Origin of the sequence: Stenotrophomonas sp. G106K1 (assembly GCF_037969685.1) — a bacterium.
GTDB lineage: Bacteria > Pseudomonadota > Gammaproteobacteria > Xanthomonadales > Xanthomonadaceae > Stenotrophomonas > Stenotrophomonas lactitubi.
On the sequence record NZ_JBBPFR010000017.1, the window covers coordinates 1 to 16,443 of the forward strand.

The 16,443-nt window shown below is 66.1% G+C and carries 16 protein-coding genes; 4 read left to right on the forward strand and 12 right to left on the reverse strand.

The annotated features are described in order from the left end of the window. Positions 1-29: 29 nt before the first annotated feature. The 3 genes from ligD to WKB25_RS14905 form a co-directional block, all read right to left on the reverse strand. Entirely contained in the window at positions 30-2,507 is a 2,478-nt protein-coding gene (ligD, locus tag WKB25_RS14895; RefSeq protein ID WP_340571481.1) for a DNA ligase D, read from the reverse strand. 3 nt (positions 2,508-2,510) lie between these two features. Further along, the gene (locus WKB25_RS14900; RefSeq protein WP_340571483.1) at positions 2,511-3,440 is read right to left on the reverse strand and encodes a Ku protein; all 930 of its coding nucleotides are present in this window, start codon (positions 3,438-3,440) and stop codon (positions 2,511-2,513) included. Positions 3,441-3,586: 146 nt separating this feature from the next. Continuing rightward, positions 3,587-3,985 (reverse strand): hypothetical protein, encoded by a 399-nt coding sequence (locus tag WKB25_RS14905; protein ID WP_340571485.1) that lies wholly within the window; start codon positions 3,983-3,985, stop codon positions 3,587-3,589. Positions 3,986-4,126: 141 nt separating this feature from the next. Here WKB25_RS14905 and WKB25_RS14910 point away from each other — a divergent pair, with 141 nt between their 5' ends. Further along, positions 4,127-4,453, forward strand: a complete 327-nt coding sequence (locus WKB25_RS14910) for a hypothetical protein (RefSeq protein ID WP_340571605.1) — start codon at positions 4,127-4,129, stop codon at positions 4,451-4,453. Between the two features lie 110 nt (positions 4,454-4,563). Here WKB25_RS14910 and WKB25_RS14915 read toward each other — a convergent pair whose 3' ends face one another. After that, a complete protein-coding gene (locus WKB25_RS14915; protein WP_340571487.1) occupies positions 4,564-6,681 on the reverse strand; it encodes a TonB-dependent receptor in 2,118 nt (705 codons plus the stop codon). A gap of 171 nt (positions 6,682-6,852) precedes the next feature. On the opposite strand from WKB25_RS14915, the gene WKB25_RS14920 reads away from it, so the two are divergent. The 3 genes from WKB25_RS14920 to WKB25_RS14930 all read left to right on the forward strand — a co-directional run bounded on the left by WKB25_RS14920 (position 6,853) and on the right by WKB25_RS14930 (position 10,225). Further along, positions 6,853-8,055, forward strand: a complete 1,203-nt coding sequence (locus WKB25_RS14920; protein ID WP_025875527.1) for an amino acid aminotransferase — start codon at positions 6,853-6,855, stop codon at positions 8,053-8,055. A gap of 334 nt (positions 8,056-8,389) precedes the next feature. Further along, complete coding sequence (locus WKB25_RS14925) at positions 8,390-9,406, forward strand: class 1 fructose-bisphosphatase (protein ID WP_340571489.1); 1,017 nt, start codon at positions 8,390-8,392, stop codon at positions 9,404-9,406. Between the two features lie 108 nt (positions 9,407-9,514). Then, positions 9,515-10,225, forward strand: a complete 711-nt coding sequence (locus tag WKB25_RS14930; RefSeq protein ID WP_340571491.1) for a 2OG-Fe(II) oxygenase — start codon at positions 9,515-9,517, stop codon at positions 10,223-10,225. Positions 10,226-10,255: 30 nt separating this feature from the next. Here the strand turns inward: WKB25_RS14930 and WKB25_RS14935 are convergent, their stop codons facing one another. The 8 genes from WKB25_RS14935 to WKB25_RS14970 all read right to left on the reverse strand — a co-directional run bounded on the left by WKB25_RS14935 (position 10,256) and on the right by WKB25_RS14970 (position 16,438). Continuing rightward, positions 10,256-11,347, reverse strand: a complete 1,092-nt coding sequence (locus tag WKB25_RS14935; protein WP_340571493.1) for a PA0069 family radical SAM protein — start codon at positions 11,345-11,347, stop codon at positions 10,256-10,258. 61 nt (positions 11,348-11,408) lie between these two features. Next, positions 11,409-12,152, reverse strand: a complete 744-nt coding sequence (locus tag WKB25_RS14940) for a pyridoxine 5'-phosphate synthase (protein WP_340571495.1) — start codon at positions 12,150-12,152, stop codon at positions 11,409-11,411. 9 nt (positions 12,153-12,161) lie between these two features. Beyond that, a complete protein-coding gene (locus WKB25_RS14945; RefSeq protein ID WP_340571497.1) occupies positions 12,162-12,422 on the reverse strand; it encodes a hypothetical protein in 261 nt (86 codons plus the stop codon). 40 nt (positions 12,423-12,462) lie between these two features. Next, complete coding sequence (gene cls, locus WKB25_RS14950) at positions 12,463-13,923, reverse strand: cardiolipin synthase (protein WP_340571499.1); 1,461 nt, start codon at positions 13,921-13,923, stop codon at positions 12,463-12,465. A gap of 203 nt (positions 13,924-14,126) precedes the next feature. Then, complete coding sequence (locus WKB25_RS14955; RefSeq protein ID WP_004132666.1) at positions 14,127-14,540, reverse strand: biopolymer transporter ExbD; 414 nt, start codon at positions 14,538-14,540, stop codon at positions 14,127-14,129. Between the two features lie 3 nt (positions 14,541-14,543). Next, complete coding sequence (locus tag WKB25_RS14960; protein ID WP_012509603.1) at positions 14,544-14,969, reverse strand: biopolymer transporter ExbD; 426 nt, start codon at positions 14,967-14,969, stop codon at positions 14,544-14,546. Between the two features lie 56 nt (positions 14,970-15,025). After that, complete coding sequence (gene exbB / locus WKB25_RS14965) at positions 15,026-15,787, reverse strand: TonB-system energizer ExbB (protein ID WP_164280584.1); 762 nt, start codon at positions 15,785-15,787, stop codon at positions 15,026-15,028. A 93-nt stretch (positions 15,788-15,880) separates the two neighbouring features. Beyond that, the gene (locus WKB25_RS14970) at positions 15,881-16,438 is read right to left on the reverse strand and encodes an energy transducer TonB (RefSeq protein ID WP_193390920.1); all 558 of its coding nucleotides are present in this window, start codon (positions 16,436-16,438) and stop codon (positions 15,881-15,883) included. Positions 16,439-16,443 lie beyond the last annotated feature (5 nt).

Below are 16,443 nucleotides of genomic sequence, written 5' to 3' on the forward strand. Positions count from 1 at the left end.
ATACTGGGGATGCCGGCCAGCGGCCGGCACTACCGCTTCAGCGTCGGCAGCGTCTGCTTCAACGCGTCGATGCCCTGCCACGGGTCCGACTTCAAACGCTTCGCCCGCGCCAATGCCTTGTCCATCGGAAACGCGTCGGCAGCGCCGACCCGCGCCAGCTCTTCCCAGCGCAGCGGCACCGCCACGCCCGCGCTCGCTCGCGCACGCAGCGACCACGAACACACGCTGGTCGCGCCGCGTGTATTGCGCAGCCAGTCGATGAAGATCACGCCGCTGCGCTTGGCCTTGCTCATCGTCGCCACGTAGCGGTCCGGGGCCTGTTCGGCCATCGCCTGCGCGAACGCCTCGCAGAACGCTTTCGCGTCCTCCCAGTCCGCCTTGGGCAGCAGCGGCACCACCACATGCACGCCCTTGCCACCCGACAACCGCACGAAGCTCTGCAGCCCGGTCTCCTGCAATCGATCGCGCACGTCGCGCGCGCCGCGCTTGACGTCGGCCCAGCTCACGCCCTCACCCGGATCAAGATCGAACACCAGCCTGTCGGGATGTACGGGATCGGCCACCGTCGCCCCCCAGGGATGCAGCTCCAGGGTGTTCATCTGCACCAGCTGCAGCAGCCCGCGTTCGTCATCGATATAGACATAGTCCTCGCGCCCGCTTTTCTGCTGCAGCGGCACTGCATGCACGGCGTCGCCCAGGCCCTGGCCGTGGTGCTTCTGGAAGAAACAGGCCTTGCCCACGCCATCGGGACAGCGCAGCAGCGACAGCGGTCGTCCACTGATTTCCGGCAGGATCCAGCGCGCCATCTGCCGGTAGTAGTCGGCAACGTCACCCTTGCTGAGCTTCTTCTTCGCAAACACCACACGCTCGGGATGGGTGATGGCCACGTCGTCGCCATCATCGGCCGGTGCTGCACTCATCGCCAGATCCTCCTTCTTCTTGTCACTGCGCAGTCGCTTGAAACTGGCCTGGCGCAGCAATCCTTCCTTGCCCCAGCCACGGAACGCGACCTCGGCCACCGTCACCGGCTTCACCCAGCGCACGCTGGCCGCACGGAAGGGGACATGCGACGGCAGCTGCAGCACCGCTGCGTTCACCGCCAGCGGTGCCAGCGTGGCCGAAAGCGCGCGCAGACCTTCATCGTCGAAGCCGGTACCGACCCGGCCAACATAGCGCAAGCCGCCCTTGTCCGGCGTGGCCAGCAGCAGCGAACCAAATCCCACCCGCGAGCCTTTTGGCGCGGTGTGGCCGATGATCAGGAATTCATCGGTGTCCTCGTGCTTCACCTTCACCCAGCTGCGTGCACGGGCGTTCACATAGGGCGCGTCGATCTGCTTGCTGACGATGCCTTCGAAACCCGCCTTGCCGCTGGCGTCGAACACCGCCGGGCCATGGTCGATGACGTGCTCGCTGAAGGCCAGCGTGCCAACTGCGTCGCCGATCAGTTCCTTCAGCAGTGCCTTGCGTTCCAGCAGTGGCGCGCGGCTGATATCGACGCCGGCCACGCCCGGCAGATCGAACACGATGTAGCGCAGCGGTTGTTTCGAGCTGCCGTCGATCACCCTCTGCAGCACGACGAAGTCGCTGCGGCCGTTGTCATCCAGTACCACCAGTTCCCCATCCAGGCGCGCATCGCTTACCGGCAGCGCCTGTACGGCCTGCACCACTTCGGGAAAATCCGCGGTCCAGTCCAGGCCATTGCGCGAGCGCAGCTTTACCTCGCCCGCGTGCAGATCGGCCAGCAGCCGGTAGCCATCCCACTTGATCTCGTGCAGCCAGCGCTCGCCGTCGGGCGCGCTGTCGCGATGATCGGTGAGCTGTGGTTTGAACTGATGCGGATAATCCTTGTCATGCGCCCCGTCCAGCTTCAGCGCGCGCGCACGCCAGCGTGCATCGGCCTTGCGTGGATGTGCGGTACGCGGCGCTGGCGCCGCCTTCTTCGCAGAAACGCGGGTGGTCTTCGCAGGTTTCCGGGTCGGCGCGTGCAGCAGATCGTCCGCTTCGGCATCCCGTGCCTGCTCGTCATCGCGCTTGATCAGCAACCACTGCACCTGGCGGCCCTTCATCGCCGTGCGCACCAGCTTCCAGCCACCGGCCAGACGCTGCCCATGCAGCACGAAGTCGATCTTGCCGGCCGCCAGTGCTTGCAGCGGATCGCCTTCGCAGGCCCAGCTGCCGTGGTCGAATACAACGACGTGGCCAGCACCGTAGTGTCCTTCCGGAATGTCACCTTCGAAGCCGGCATAGGACAGCGGATGGTCTTCCACCTCCACCGCCAGGCGCTTCTCACCCACCCGCAGCGACGGTCCCTTCGGCACCGCCCAGCTCTTCAGAACGCCATCCATCTCCAGGCGGAAATCGTAGTGACGGCTGCTGGCGTGGTGCAGTTGGACCACGAAGATCGGCCGGCGCTGCGGATTGCCTCGTGCCGCTGCATCGTCCGGCTCCGGGGTCTGTCCGCTGCCTCCGCCCAGCCGACGCTTGCGCCGGTACTGATGCAACGACATCGCTCAACCTTCCTTGCGTCGCGCGGCGGTCTTCTTTGCAGCCTTCTTCGCAGGGGCCTTTTTTGCCGGTGACTTCTTCGCCGCTGTCTTCCTGGCCGATGCCTTGCCCGCTGCCGCCTTCTTCGCCGGCGTGCGCTTGTTGGCATCCAGGCTCTTCTGCAGCAGCGACATGAAGTCCACCACGTTGGTGGTGGCATCTTCGTGCGGTGCCGGCTCGTCTTCTACCTTGGTCGTGCCGCCCTTGGACTTGATGCGCTTGTTCAGCACCTGCTGCAGGCGTTCGCGGAATTCATCGTGGTACTGCGACGGATCCCAGTCGCCGGCCATCGACTCGATCAGCTGCTCGGCCATCGCCGTTTCCTTGCTGGTGATGCGGTAATCGACCAGCTTTCCACTGGGCAGTTTGTAGTCGTCAGGCTCGACCAGTTCCTGTGGGTAACGCAGGATCATCAGCACCAGTGCGGCGTCGTTGGGCATCACCGCGCACAGGTACTCGCGCGTGCGCACCACCACCCGTGCGATACCGACCTTACCGGTGCTGCGAAGTGTTTCCCGCAGCAGCACATAGCCCTTCTCGGCCTTTTTCCCGGGCACCAGCAGATAGGGTTTTTCGTAGTAGCGTGGATCGATCTGGCTGGCGTCGACGAAGGTCTCCACCTCCACGGTCTCATGGCTTTCCGGCGCCGCCGAACGGATATCGTCTTCCTCCAGCACGACATAGCTGCCCTTGTCGTACTCGAAGGCTTTGACGATGTCCTTCCACGGCACTTCCTCGCCGGTATCGGCGTTGACCCGTTCGAAGCGGATCGGTTTGCGGTCGCGCGAATCGAGCATGCGGAAGTGCAGGTCGACCTTGCGCTCGCCGGACATCAGCGAGACCGGTACGTTGAGCAGGCCGAAGGAAAGCGTACCGGTCCAGATCGGGCGGGCCATGATGCGCACCTGGGTTTCAGCAGGGGTAGCCAGCTTCGGCCGGCTACCGTGAAACAACCGTGTCGGCAACGTGCACGCCGTGCGGGTAGGGCCGGCCGCTCGCCGGCCGCTCGTTCAATACTGGGGATGCCGGCCAGCGGCCGGCACTACTGCAGCAGTGGCCTCACCGCAGCGGCCGGGATATGGTCCAGCGCGCGCCAGGCATCTTCCACCACCGGCTGCGCCTGTGCCCAGTTCAGGCGCGACTGTCCGCGCATCTGGTCCCAGTGCTCGGCCAGTTCGCCACAGGTATCGGCGCCACCGCCACGCGGCCAGTCGGCGGCGTGCGTGGTCAGCGCGAAGGCATACACCGGGCACAGATCGCGCCAGTTGCGATGCCCCTGTCCGCGACGTTCCTCGTAGTCGCTCAGCATGTACTGCAGGTAATCCTGCGCCACCGCTTGGGGGTCCTCCGTGCGGCGGGTCCGGCGCTGCGCGCTGCGCTGGCCAAGCGGATCCAGCAGGGCGTTGAACACGGACGGGGCGGGGCGTTCAAGACGGGGCATGGCCGGCTCCTGCAGCAGGGCGGGTGGGCAGGAATACGCGCGCTGCCGTTATCCAGTCGTGACAAAGATGTTCATGACGCCAGGTTCGCAGTGGCTTTACCTTGTCCGCGCTCTAGTGGGGGCCTACCGGAGGAACGCCCCATGACCATCACCCGTGACCCCCTGCGTGAGAACCACACCCCCGAGCCGGGCGAACAGCGCGGCAAACACGATCTGGCCGACGCCGAGGACCGTGGCGCCGGCATGTCGACACCGGACGAGGGCGCATTGCCCGTCGTGCGCCGGCCTGAACAGGCCGCCCAGGATCGCAAGGACTGCGGTGACCGCAATCGCGGTGGCCAGGAAAGCCCGCTGAAGCGACGCGAGCGCAAGCAGCACGCGAGCGACAACCAGGACGAGGCGCTGGAAGAGACCTTCCCGGCCAGCGACCCGACCTCGCCGTTCGTGCCAGCCAAGGCCCCGGATTGACTTGGCGTGCCGGCCAGGGCCTCCGGCCTACGGGTAAGTGCCGGCCGCTGGCCGGCAACCTCCTTGACTCCTGCACGGAGCGATGCCGGCCAGTAGCCGGCACTACCGCTTCAGCGCCATGACCACTGCAAGCCCACGCTGGCGCGGCGGTCCGGCCCGGGTTCGAAGAACCGGCCGTTGCCGTCATTGACGATCACCGAACCGATGTAGCGCTGGTCCAGCACGTTGTCGACACGCGCGAATGCGCGCAGGTCACCGGACTGCAGCGTCCACCTGTGGCCGGCCTCCAGGTTCAGCAGCGCATATCCCGGCGCGCGCTCGGTGGCGATGTCGTTCACCACCACGTCGCTGCTGGCCGCAGCTTCCAGCGCCCACTGCCAGTCCCCCGGCGACCACTGCAGGCGGGCATGCGCCTGCTGCCGGGGCACGCCGGGCAGGCGGCTGCCGGCGGCAACCACGGTGTCGGGCACCGCGCAGTTGCTGGCCGCACAGGCCAGGTACGACGAACGCACCTGCGCCTGCAGCCAGGTCCAGGCCAACTGCAGGTCCAGCTGCTCGGCCAGCGGCTGCCGGTACTGCAACTCCACACCCTGGCGACGGGTGCGGCCGATGTTGCGGTAAGTGCTGCGACCGTTGGTATTGCTGGCAACGGCCAGCTCATCGTCGGTATCTGCACGGAACAGGCTGACATCGAGCTGCCTTCCATCCTGCGCACGCCACTTGCTGCCCACTTCCAGGCTGCGGCTGCGGGCGGCCGCAAGATCCAGCGCAAGCCCGGCCTGGCCATCGGCGCGGTAGCCCAGCTCATTGAACGTCGGGGTTTCAAAACCACGGCCCACGGCCGCGTGCAGGCGCCACTGCGGGCTTGCCTCGAAGCTGACACCGGCCGCCGGCGTGGTGGCCTGGTAGCGGCGGCGGCCGCTGTCGGCCGGGTTGCGCCCGACGATGTAGCGATCATCCGATTCGAAGCGCACCGAGCTGTGGCGCAGCCCGGCCAGCAGCGACCAGCGCGGGCTCCATTGCCACCACGCCTGCGCGAACTGGTCCACGTTCTGCACGATGTCGATCTGGTCGCGACGCAGGCGGCCGCGTACCCCCACGGTGGTGCCAACGAAGTTCTCGTAGCCGGTGCGATGCTGGCGCTGGCGATCGGCATTCACGCCCACCACCAGATCCAGCGGGCGGCCCCACAGATCGCCGTTCCAGCCCCAGCGCACGTCCAGCCCGCCGTAACCGCCATCCAGGTCGATCACGCCACCGGCGTGTAGCTCGCTGTTGCGCTGTGCGCTGGGCGGAATCGGCAGGTACTGACTCACCGCGCGCTGCCCGGCATAGCCCATCAGCTGCCAGCGCTGCGCACCGGCTTCACGGGTCCAGCGCAGGCCTGCCTGCTGCTGGCGCACCGATTTACGGGTGTTGTACTGCTCAGCCACCGCCGTGGCCTGGCGCGGGTCGGCCGCCACCTGCGCGCGGGTCAGCCCCAGCGGGTCCTGCGCGTTGGGCGCGTCCAGCGCGTTGAGCAGCAGTTCCACGCGGCCGCCAGCGAGCTCGGTGCCCAGCCGCGCGTTCAACGATTCGCGGCGCGCACGGCTGTGGTCACGCCAGCCATCGGTACTGAAATGGTTGGCGGCCACGTTGTAGTCGATGCCCTTGCCCGCCCCGCGCAGCTGCGCGCCGACGCTGAGCGTGTTGTCGGCACCGGCATTCACCCGCAGCCTCCACGGGTCACCGGCCTGGCCCTGCGCGCTCCACACCTGCAGCACGCCCCCGGACGAGTTGCCGTACAGGGCCGAGAACGGCCCGCGCAGCACCTCGATGCGCTCGGCACCGAGCAGGCTGGCATGCGACAGCTGGCCCTGGCCATCGGGCATGGTCGCCGGCACGCCATCGATCAACACCCGCACCCCGCGCACGCCAAAGGTCGAACGGGCGCCGAAGCCTCGGATCGACAGCTGGGTGTCCTGCGCGAAGTTCTGCCGGTCCCGGGCCAGCAGGCCCGGCACCCCGCCCAGCGCCTCGGACAGCTGCGCGTTGGCGCCGGTACGATCGGCATCGATCCACACCGTATCCAGGCTGGCGGGCAGGGCGAAGGGATCCACGCCCGGTACCCGCGCGGCCTGCACCTGCACAGCCGGCAGCGCAGTCGGCGAGGGCGCGGCCCCCACCGCCAAAGGCGACAGCAGCAGGGCGGACAGCAGCAGGCAATGACGTCGTGCGGCGGGATTCATGATTCAGGTTGATGGATCGGGCGGCAACGCACGCCATGGTACGGGCAGGCGGATGACGATGGCGGCGGCCAGCCCCGGCAGGCTTTGTTACGATGGGTCGGTTTCGGCCGACAGGCCGCAAGCCGCGTGGCGCAATTCCTCCCCCTTTCCGTCTACCGAACGAGTACCGCCGTGTCCTTCTTTGCAAACGTGGAACTGGTCCCAGGCGACCCGATCCTGGGCCTGACCGAGGCGTACAACGCCGACAGCCGCCCGACCAAGGTCAACCTGGGTGTGGGCATCTACTACGACGAGAGCGGCCGCATTCCGCTGCTGCGCGCCGTCAAGCAGATCGAGCAGCAGCTCGCCAACGAAGCCAAACCGCGCGGCTACCTGCCGATCGATGGCCTGCCGGCATACACCCAGGCCACCCGTGAGCTGGTGTTCGGCAAGGATTCGCCGCTGCTGGCCGCCGGCCGCGTCACCACCGCACAGACGGTCGGTGGCAGCGGTGCGCTGCGCGTCGGCGCCGACGTGCTGAAGAAGCTGCTGCCGCACGCCACCGTCGCGCTGAGCAACCCGAGCTGGGAAAACCACCGCGCCGTGTTCAGCGCCGCTGGTTTCGAGGTGGTGGATTACACCTACTTCGACCCGACCACCCACGGTGTGAACTTCGACGGCCTGCTGGCCGACCTGGGCAAGCTGGAAGCGGGTACCGTGGTGCTGCTGCACGCCTGCTGCCACAACCCCACCGGCGCCGACCTCACCGTCAGCCAGTGGAAGCAGGTCGCGCAGCTGCTGAAGGACCGCCAGCTGTTCCCCTTCATCGACATGGCCTACCAGGGCTTCGACAAGGGCATCGAGCAGGACGGCGCCGCGGTGCGCATCATCGCCGAGGCCGGCATCGACAGCTTCATCGTCGCCAACTCGTACTCCAAGTCGTTCTCGCTGTATGGCGAGCGCGTGGGTGCGCTGTCGATGGTGGCGCCGACCGCCGCTGACGCCAAGGCCGTGCAGTCGCAGGTCAAGCGCGTGATCCGCACGATCTACTCCAGCCCGTCCACCCACGGTGCTGCACTGGTTGCCGGTGTGCTGACCAACCCGGAACTGCGTGCGATGTGGGAGCAGGAACTGACCGAGATGCGCGAGCGCATCCACGCCCTGCGCCAGGGCCTGGTCGAGAAGCTGGCCGCCGCCGGCGCCCCGCAGTTCGGCTTCATCAACGAGCAGGCCGGCATGTTCTCGTACTCCGGCCTGAGCCGCGAACAGGTCGAGCGCCTGCGCGACGAGTTCGGCATCTACGCCGTCGGCACCGGCCGCATCTGCGTGGCCGCGCTGAACCAGAACAACCTGGAATACGTCGCCAAGGCCGTGGCCACCGTCGCCAAGGGCTGAAGCACCACTCCAGCAAGCAGTGGAAACAAAGGCGCCGCAAGGCGCCTTTGTTTTTGCTTTTGCCTTTGCCAAAACCACCGCGCTCGCGGCCAACCCTGAAGCGCGCGGGAGGGAGAGGCAGTGCAGGACCGTTGGCGCCATGGATGGCGCCATCGAGCTTACATGGACGTACTTGCAGCGTGTCCTGCATTGCCTCCCCCTCCCACGCGCCTCGATGAAAGGAAGGCGCCACGACCGCAACGCCTCTGGAAACGATTACGCCTTCCCCGCTCACCCACGCGCAAGTCAGACCAGCGACAATAGGCGTTTCCCCGTTGCCGAGACCTGCCCGCCCATGTCCCGTACCTCGTTGACCCGCTTCCTGATCCAGCAGCAGCACGCCGGCCGCATCAACGCCGACCTGCGCCAGCTGATCGCGGTCGTCGCCCGCGCCTGCACCAGCATCTCCATCGCCGTCAGCAAGGGCGCCCTCGGTGGCGTGCTCGGCGAGGCCGGCACCGGCAACGTGCAGGGCGAAGCGCAGAAGAAGCTGGATGTCATCAGCAACGAGATCCTGCTGGAAGCCAACGCCTGGGGTGGTCACCTCGCTGCCTGCGCATCGGAGGAAATGGACCACAGCCAGCCGGTGCCGGACATCTACCCGCGTGGCGATTTCCTGCTGTTGTTCGATCCCCTCGATGGCAGCTCCAACATCGACGTCAACGTCTCCGTCGGCACCATCTTCTCGGTGCTGCGTTGCCCGACCAACGTCGAACTGCCTGGCGATGACGCCTTCCTGCAGCCGGGCAGCAAGCAGATCGCCGCCGGCTACTGCATCTACGGGCCCAGCACGCAGCTGGTGCTGACTGTCGGCCACGGTACCCACGCCTTCACCCTCGACCGCGAAACCGGCGAGTTCCTGCTGACCACCGAGAACATGCAGATCCCGGCGGCCACCCAGGAATTCGCCATCAACATGTCCAACCAGCGGCACTGGGAAGCGCCGATGCAGGCCTACGTGGAAGATCTGCTGGCCGGCAAGGAAGGCCCGCGCGGGAAGAACTTCAACATGCGCTGGATCGCCAGCATGGTCGCCGACGTGCATCGCATCCTGACCCGCGGCGGCATCTTCATCTACCCGTGGGACAAGAAGGAACCGGGCAAGGCCGGCAAGCTGCGCCTGATGTACGAAGCCAACCCGATGGGCCTGCTGGTGGAGCAGGCGGGCGGTGCGGCCTGGACCGGTCGCGAGCGCATCACCGACGTGGAACCCGACCAACTGCACCAGCGCGTGCCGGTGTTCCTCGGTTCGCGCGAAGAGGTCGCCGAGGCCGTGCGTTATCACCAGGAGCATGACGCGAAGAGCGTCTGACAGCGGCCATCCCTACAGCGGTCATGGCAGATTGATGACATGACCGCAGGGTGACAGCAGTGGCAGCAAACGGCACCATCAAGCCCTTGCCGTCGAAGGAATGCACGCATGCACGAGCCGGGCCCTATCGATTTCATCGAGGTCATCCACAACGCCGTCCCCAGCGACGTGTGCGCTGCGATCGTCGCGCGCATGCGTGCAAGCCAGGGCCTGAAACCCGGTGCGGTGGGCAGCGGTGTGTTCCCGGAACTCAAGCACAGCAAGGATCTGCGGATCAGCGGCGTGGAGGGCTGGCAGGATGTGGACCAGCAGCTGCAACAGGCGGTTTTTGCCGGTCTGCAGACTTATCTACGCCGTTATCCACAGGCATTGATCGCGCCGCTGATGTTGCAGATCCAGGACAGCAACGGCCAGCCGCGACGCCTGTCGGCCGAGGATTTCCCCGACATGGCGCCGGAGCAGCTGGCGGATCTGGCGCGCACCTGCCTGCGCCCGGGCGCGATCAACCTGCAGTGGTACACAGCGGGCGAGGGTGGTTACCCGTACTGGCACTGCGAGCTGTACCCGAAGGACGCGCAGGCCGAGACCCTGCACCGGCATGTGTTGTGGACGCTGTACCTCAACGACGACTTCGACGAAGGCGAAACCGAGTTCCTGTTCCAGGGGCGGAAGATCGCACCGCGCACCGGCAGTCTGTTGATTGCGCCGACGGCGTTCACCCATACCCATCGTGGCAACCGGCCGCAGGGGGGCGACAAGTTCATCGCCACCAGCTGGATCCTGTTCCAAAGCGCGCAGAAGTTGTTTGGGGGGGGCTGATGCGCAGCACCGCGCTGCGACCGCCGCTACCTAAAACAGACTGCCCTGCGGTGTGTCCACCTTCGGCGTCAACGGCTTCAAGAACCTGCTGCAGTCCAGCTTCGGCCAGTGGCTGTTCTGCGCATTGAAGCCCAGCCGCTTGCGCGCCAGCTTGAAGCGGTTGTTCAGCAGCTCCGCATATACGCCCTGGCCACGCATGCGCGTGCCGAACTGGCTGTCGTAATCCTTGCCGCCGCGCAGCTGCTGGATGGTGCTCATCACGTGTGCGGCGCGATCTGGATGATGGGTATCCAGCCAATCGCGGAACAGCGGCGCCACTTCCAGCGGCAAGCGCAGCAGCACGTAGCCTGCAGTACTGGCGCCGGCATCGTGCGCAGCCTCCAGAACGGTTTCCAGTTCGCTGTCGTTGATCCAGGGGATCACCGGCGCCACCATCACACCCACCGGAATGCCCGCTTCGTGCAGGCGCTTCATCGCACGTAGCCGTGCATGGGGTGCCGAGGCGCGCGGCTCCAGTTTCGCCGACAGGTGCGGATCCAGCGAGGTCACCGAGAAATGCACGCTGACCAGGTTCTCCGCCGCCAGTGGTGCGAGCAGATCGACGTCGCGCTCGACCAGCGCATTCTTGGTGATCAGCGAGAACGGATGTTTCGTTTCGAGCATCACTTCGATCAGCTGGCGGGTCAGCTTGAACTTGCGTTCGATCGGCTGGTACGCGTCGGTGTTGATGCCCAGCGCGATCGGCTGCGGCACGTAGCCTGGCTTCGACAGTTCCTTGCGCAGCAGCTGTGGCGCGTTGGTCTTGGCAAACAGCTTGGTCTCGAAGTCCAGGCCAGGCGACAGGTTCAGATAGGCATGCGAGGGGCGCGCGAAGCAGTAGGAGCAGCCGTGCTCGCAGCCTCGATACGGATTCACCGATTGGCTGAAGCCGACGTCCGGGGAGTTGTTGCGGCTGATGATGCTGCGAGCGGTCTCCGCGCGTACTTCGGTGCGCAGGCGCGGGGCGAGGAATTCTTCGCTCTCGTCCATCGCCCAGCCGTCGTCCACCGCCTCGCTGACGGTGCTTTCGAAGCGCCCGGCAAGGTGGGACGTGGAACCTCGGCCTTTGATCGCAATACCCATTGCCGCAGGTTACGTCGCGGCCGTCTCAACGGCTGCGACAACAACATCAGTAGCGTCGGCCTCACAGCAGTGCCAGATAGCCCTTCACCGTGGCATCGAGGCCGTCGTACAGGGCTTCGCCGATCAGGGCGTGGCCGATCGAGACCTCCAGCACGTCGGGCACATCGGCCAGGAAGTCACGCAGGTTGTCCTGCGACAGGTCGTGTCCGGCATTCACACCCAGGCCGACGGCCTGTGCACGGCGTGCGGCGGTGGCGAACAGCGCCAGCATGGCCCGGGCGTCGCCGGCAGCATGGGCCTCGGCATACGGGCCGGTGTACAGCTCGATGCGGTCGGCACCGACCTCGGCCGCCTGTTCCAGCAGCGGGTTGCCGGCATCCACGAACAGGCTCACCCGGCAGCCCATCGCCTTCAGCTCGGCCACCAGCGGGCGCAGTCGCTGCGCGTCGCGCTCGAAGTCGAAACCGTGGTCGGAGGTGATCTGGCCATCGCCATCGGGAACCAGCGTGGCCTGTGCCGGGCGCGTCTGCGCGCACAGCGGCAGCAGCCCGGGGTAACCCTCGCGCGGCGGCGCGAACGGGTTGCCTTCGATGTTGAACTCGACGCCGCGCGCGCGGGTCAGCGCCGACAGTGCCAGCACGTCCTCGGCGGTGATGTGGCGGCGGTCCGGTCGCGGGTGCACGGTGATGCCATGCGCGCCTGCATCCAGGCAGGCCTGGGCGGCACGCACCACGTCCGGTTCGGCACCGCCACGCGAGTTGCGCAGGACGGCGATCTTGTTGACGTTGACGCTGAGCTGGGTCATGGAACGGGACTACGGGGAGTGGGAGGGAGGGTCGCTGCCATCGGTCGGAGTCACCTTGGCCTGTTCGCGCAGCCGCCGCAGTTCATCGCTGTCCACCAGTGTCGCCGGATCGCGCTGAAGGTCGCCAAAGCGTGCCGCGTAACGGCCACGCACCCACGCCAGCAGGAAGGCGAGGGCGCCCAGCAGGGCCAGTGACATCACGCCCATGTTCGGTGTCTTCAGGGCAAAGGCGAAGCAGCCCAGTGCCAGCAGCAGGTACAGCCAGTACATTGTCAGTCTCCCCGGGCCACCGCCGCAGTGTAGCGCTGCCTCACAGCAGCGGCGAGGCCAATCGCGCGAAGGCCTCGGGCAACCGATGCAGCCACAGCGAGCGTCCTGCCTGGTCGTGTACGCGGTTGGCACGCTCGAACTCGGACTGCAGCAACGTGGACAGTTCCGCTACCCGGCCACGATCGCTGATCATCATCGACAGCTCGAAGTTCAGCCGGAAGCTGCGGTGGTCGAAGTTGGCGCTGCCGACGATGCAGACATCGTCGTCAGCGATGAACGCCTTGGTATGCAGCATGCGCGGACCGTACTCGTAGATCTTCACTCCTGCATGCAGCAGTTCGTCGAAATACGAGCGGGCGGCCTGGGTGACGAACCAGGAGTCGCTCATCTTCGGCACCAGCAGGCGCACGTCCAGTCCGCCGAGTGCAGCCGAGGTCAGCGCCATCCGCGCCGCCTCGCCGGGTACGAAGTAGGGAGTCACCAGCCAGACCCGCTCACGTGCCTCCTGGATGGCGGCCACATGCAGTCTGTGGATCGTCTCCCATCCCGAATCCGGGCCGGAGACCAGCACCTGCGCGTCGATCGTGCCGTCGCCGCGCAGGGCCATGTCGCTCGGCCACAGCCGGGCGATATCGAACCGCGAGTGGTCCTGGCCACTGGCGTACAGCCAGTCCTCGGCAAACACCAGCTGCAGGCTGCGCACCACGTGCCCGCGCAGACGCATGTGCAGATCGCGGTAGGCATTCGGGTTGCGGCTTTCGTCCTCGTCGTCGGTGATGTTGATGCCGCCGGTGAAGGCCAGCCGGCCATCGACGATCACCAGCTTGCGGTGCGTGCGCAGGTTCAACCAGGGTCGCTTGAAAGGCTTCAGCAGTTGCCGCGGATGGAACCAGACCACTTCCGCGCCGGCGTCCAGCAGGGGCTGCACGAAGCGCTGGCGCACGGCGGAGGAGCCTACCGCGTCCAGCAGCAGCCGCACCTGCACACCGGCGCTCGCCCGTTCCACCAAGGCATCCCGCAACGCGGTGCCGGCGTGGTCGGGATTGAAGATGTAGTACTCCAGATGCACGTGGTCACGGGCCTGTGCCACCGCTTCCAACAGCGCAGCATAGGTGGCCGCGCCGTCGACCAGCCAGGTCACTTCGGTGGCGGTGCTTGGCGCCAGCCCGGTCGTCGCCTGCGCGATCTTGGCCAGTTCGGTGCAGTCGGCATCGGGCGGGCAGACATCGCTGTAGTGCTCCATGCCCGAGCGCGCACGACCACGTCGCAGTCGTTGCCGCTTCACCTTCTGCGGCCCCAGCAGGTAGTAGATGAAGAGGCCGAGGTAGGGCAGCAGTGCCAGCGACAGGATCCAGCTCAGCGTGGCCACCGGCTCGCGCTTCTGCAGCATGATCCAGCCCGTCAACGCCAGCAGATAGAGCAGATAGGCCACCGCAAGGATGGTTCCCAGGTGGGCGATGCCATCAAGCCAATGGCGCACGGAATCGAAGAGGGCGAGCATCCGCCGATCATAGCGGGGACACGCACCGGACAGCGGCATTCTTTCCCAGACGCATTCCCAGGAAGACGCATCCGCGCATGGCGTGGATCCACCTCGGGACCGGGCGCAGCCCGGCAGACTCCTCCATCGCGCACAAAAAAGACGCCCCTGTTTCCAGGGGCGTCTGCAGTCGCGTCATGACTGATGTATTACGGTGTAGCGATTTACTGCTGCACGAAGCCGATCTTCTTCATCTGAGCATTCTTCGCGGCGGCCAGAACCTTGGCCATCACGTCGTACTCCGAATCCGGGCTGGCATCGATCCGCAGTTCCGGCTGGTTGGTCGGGTCACGCTGGACCTCCTGCTCCATCCGCTGCTGCAGCTCGCTTGCGTTGATCGGGCTGTTGTTCCACGAGACCTGGTTGCTGGCGTCGATCTTCAACTCGATCGGCGGCGGCGGTTCGACCAGCTGCGGCGGTGGGTTGAGCACGCGCTGCGGCAGGTCCACGGCGATCGGGTACGTCATGATCGGCGCGGTGACGATGAAGATGATCAGCAGCACCAGCATCACGTCCACGAGGGGCGTGACGTTGATGTCTGCCATGGGGCCTTTGCCACCACCACTACTGAATGCCATGGCTTATTGCCCCTTCTCTTTGGTCGCCACGAAGCCGACGTCCAGCATGCCCTGTTCCTGCGCGATCTTGGTCATCTCGTTGATGACACGCATCTTGGTGGTGCGGTCACCACGCAGGTTCAACGGCGGTTGCGGGGTCTGCTGGGCGGCGGTCGCCAAGCGCGACTCGAGGGTCTGCTTGTTGATCTCTTCGTCGTTCCAGTAGATCGAACCGTCTTCCTTGACTGCCAGGGTGATGGGACCCTTGCGGTCGTTGGTGTCGTCCGGCTTCTGGACCAGGTTGGCCTCCGGCAGATCCACCTTGACCTTGTGGGACATCAGCGGCGCCGTGATGATGAAGATGATCAGCAGCACCAGCATCACGTCCACGAGGGGCGTAACGTTGATGTCGGCCATGGGGCCGCCGCTGTTACCACTACTGAAAGCCATAACGGGCTCCGTCTAGATCTTGGTGACTACGTTCTCGCGGGTACAGCGCGTCGCAATTAGCGGACGCGCGAACCGGTGGCGAAGAAGTCGTGCAGGTCGTGCGCGAAGGTATCGAACTTGCTGATGGTCGCGCTGTTGATCTTGCTGAAGAAGTTGAAGGCGAACACGGCCGGGATCGCGACGAACAGACCGATGGCGGTCATGATCAGTGCTTCACCCACCGGGCCAGCAACGGCGTCGATCGAAGCGGAGCCGGTGGCACCGATCTTGATCAGCGCGCCGTAGATGCCCCACACGGTACCCAGCAGACCGACGAACGGAGCGGTTGCGCCGACGGTGGCCAGCAGGGTCATGCCCGACTGCAGCTTGTTGCTTTCGCGGGTCACGGCCTGGCGCAGAGCACGGTCGACGAACTCCGAACGGCTCAGGTTCTCACCCACGCCGCCGACAGCGCCGCCTTCAGCACGCTGGTGGTGCGCAGCAGCCTGGGCAGCGTCCAGTGCGATCTTCGAGAACGGCTCCGAAGCCGGCTGCTCTTCCATTGCACGGATGGCGTCCTGCGCGTTCGGGGTATCCCAGAACAGGCTGACGACGCGATCAGCGGCGCTCTTCAGGCGGGTAGCACGGAAGATGTTGATGACGGTCCAGTACCAGGACATGGCCGACATGATGACCAGGGTCAGCAGCACGACCCAGGAAACCGCGAAATCACCCGGCTTGGTGGTCATTTCGTGGATCAGGTGCTCGAAGCCCATCTGCGACAGGGCATTGGACGGATTGCCCCCGGCAGCAGCGGCGATGAAAATTTCCTGCAGCATGACGCTTACCTTTGTTGTGTGTGGTGATAAAGGGTGTAGCTAAGCTAAAAATCGAACTGGCGGCGAGGGTGGCCAGGCGGCCACCCGGGCACGTCAGTTCAGCGCAAAGTTGACCGGGACGCGAACGCGGCCAGCAGCCTTCTTACCGCCAGATTCAGCGGCGTTGAAACGCCACTTGCGGGCAGCTTCCATCGCAGCACGGTCCAGGTCGCGGTTACGGCTGGACTTTTCCACCGTGACATTGGTGACGTTGCCGTTGGCATCGACATCAATGATCAGGATCACTTCGCCCTGGATACCGGCGCGGAAGGCGGCCGGCGGATAGCGCGGCGGATTCATGGCCTTCGACGAGATGTCCACGCTGGCCTCGATCGAGGTCGGCGGTGCCGGCGGCGCAGGCGGTGCCGGCGGGGTAACGATATCGTTCGGGCGCGGTTCCGGCACGTCGACGACCGGCGCCTGCGGCGGCGGCGGGACGGGCGACGGCTTCGGCGGCGACAGATTCTTGACCGGCGGCGGCGGGGTGTCCTGCGGCGGCGGCGGCGGCGGCGGCGGTGGCGGCGGCGGCGGTGCGTCGACGATGGTCACCATGACGTTGCGCTCCTTCTCCGCCACGGCCTTGGGAGCCACGGCAGGAATCAGGAGCATCATGAAGG

Bases quoted from the DNA above. Each gene is read 5' to 3' on its own strand.
- ligD (WP_340571481.1), bottom strand. From the start codon at position 2,507: ATGTCGTTGCATCAGTACCGGCGCAAGCGTCGGCTGGGCGGAGGCAGC.
- WKB25_RS14900 (WP_340571483.1), bottom strand. From the start codon at position 3,440: ATGGCCCGCCCGATCTGGACCGGTACGCTTTCCTTCGGCCTGCTCAAC.
- WKB25_RS14905 (WP_340571485.1), bottom strand. From the start codon at position 3,985: ATGCCCCGTCTTGAACGCCCCGCCCCGTCCGTGTTCAACGCCCTGCTG.
- WKB25_RS14910 (WP_340571605.1), top strand. From the start codon at position 4,127: ATGACCATCACCCGTGACCCCCTGCGTGAGAACCACACCCCCGAGCCG.
- WKB25_RS14915 (WP_340571487.1), bottom strand. From the start codon at position 6,681: ATGAATCCCGCCGCACGACGTCATTGCCTGCTGCTGTCCGCCCTGCTG.
- WKB25_RS14925 (WP_340571489.1), top strand. From the start codon at position 8,390: ATGTCCCGTACCTCGTTGACCCGCTTCCTGATCCAGCAGCAGCACGCC.
- WKB25_RS14930 (WP_340571491.1), top strand. From the start codon at position 9,515: ATGCACGAGCCGGGCCCTATCGATTTCATCGAGGTCATCCACAACGCC.
- WKB25_RS14935 (WP_340571493.1), bottom strand. From the start codon at position 11,347: ATGGGTATTGCGATCAAAGGCCGAGGTTCCACGTCCCACCTTGCCGGG.
- WKB25_RS14940 (WP_340571495.1), bottom strand. From the start codon at position 12,152: ATGACCCAGCTCAGCGTCAACGTCAACAAGATCGCCGTCCTGCGCAAC.
- WKB25_RS14945 (WP_340571497.1), bottom strand. From the start codon at position 12,422: ATGTACTGGCTGTACCTGCTGCTGGCACTGGGCTGCTTCGCCTTTGCC.
- cls (WP_340571499.1), bottom strand. From the start codon at position 13,923: ATGCTCGCCCTCTTCGATTCCGTGCGCCATTGGCTTGATGGCATCGCC.
- WKB25_RS14955 (WP_004132666.1), bottom strand. From the start codon at position 14,540: ATGGCATTCAGTAGTGGTGGTGGCAAAGGCCCCATGGCAGACATCAAC.
- WKB25_RS14960 (WP_012509603.1), bottom strand. From the start codon at position 14,969: ATGGCTTTCAGTAGTGGTAACAGCGGCGGCCCCATGGCCGACATCAAC.
- exbB (WP_164280584.1), bottom strand. From the start codon at position 15,787: ATGCTGCAGGAAATTTTCATCGCCGCTGCTGCCGGGGGCAATCCGTCC.
- WKB25_RS14970 (WP_193390920.1), bottom strand. From the start codon at position 16,438: ATGATGCTCCTGATTCCTGCCGTGGCTCCCAAGGCCGTGGCGGAGAAG.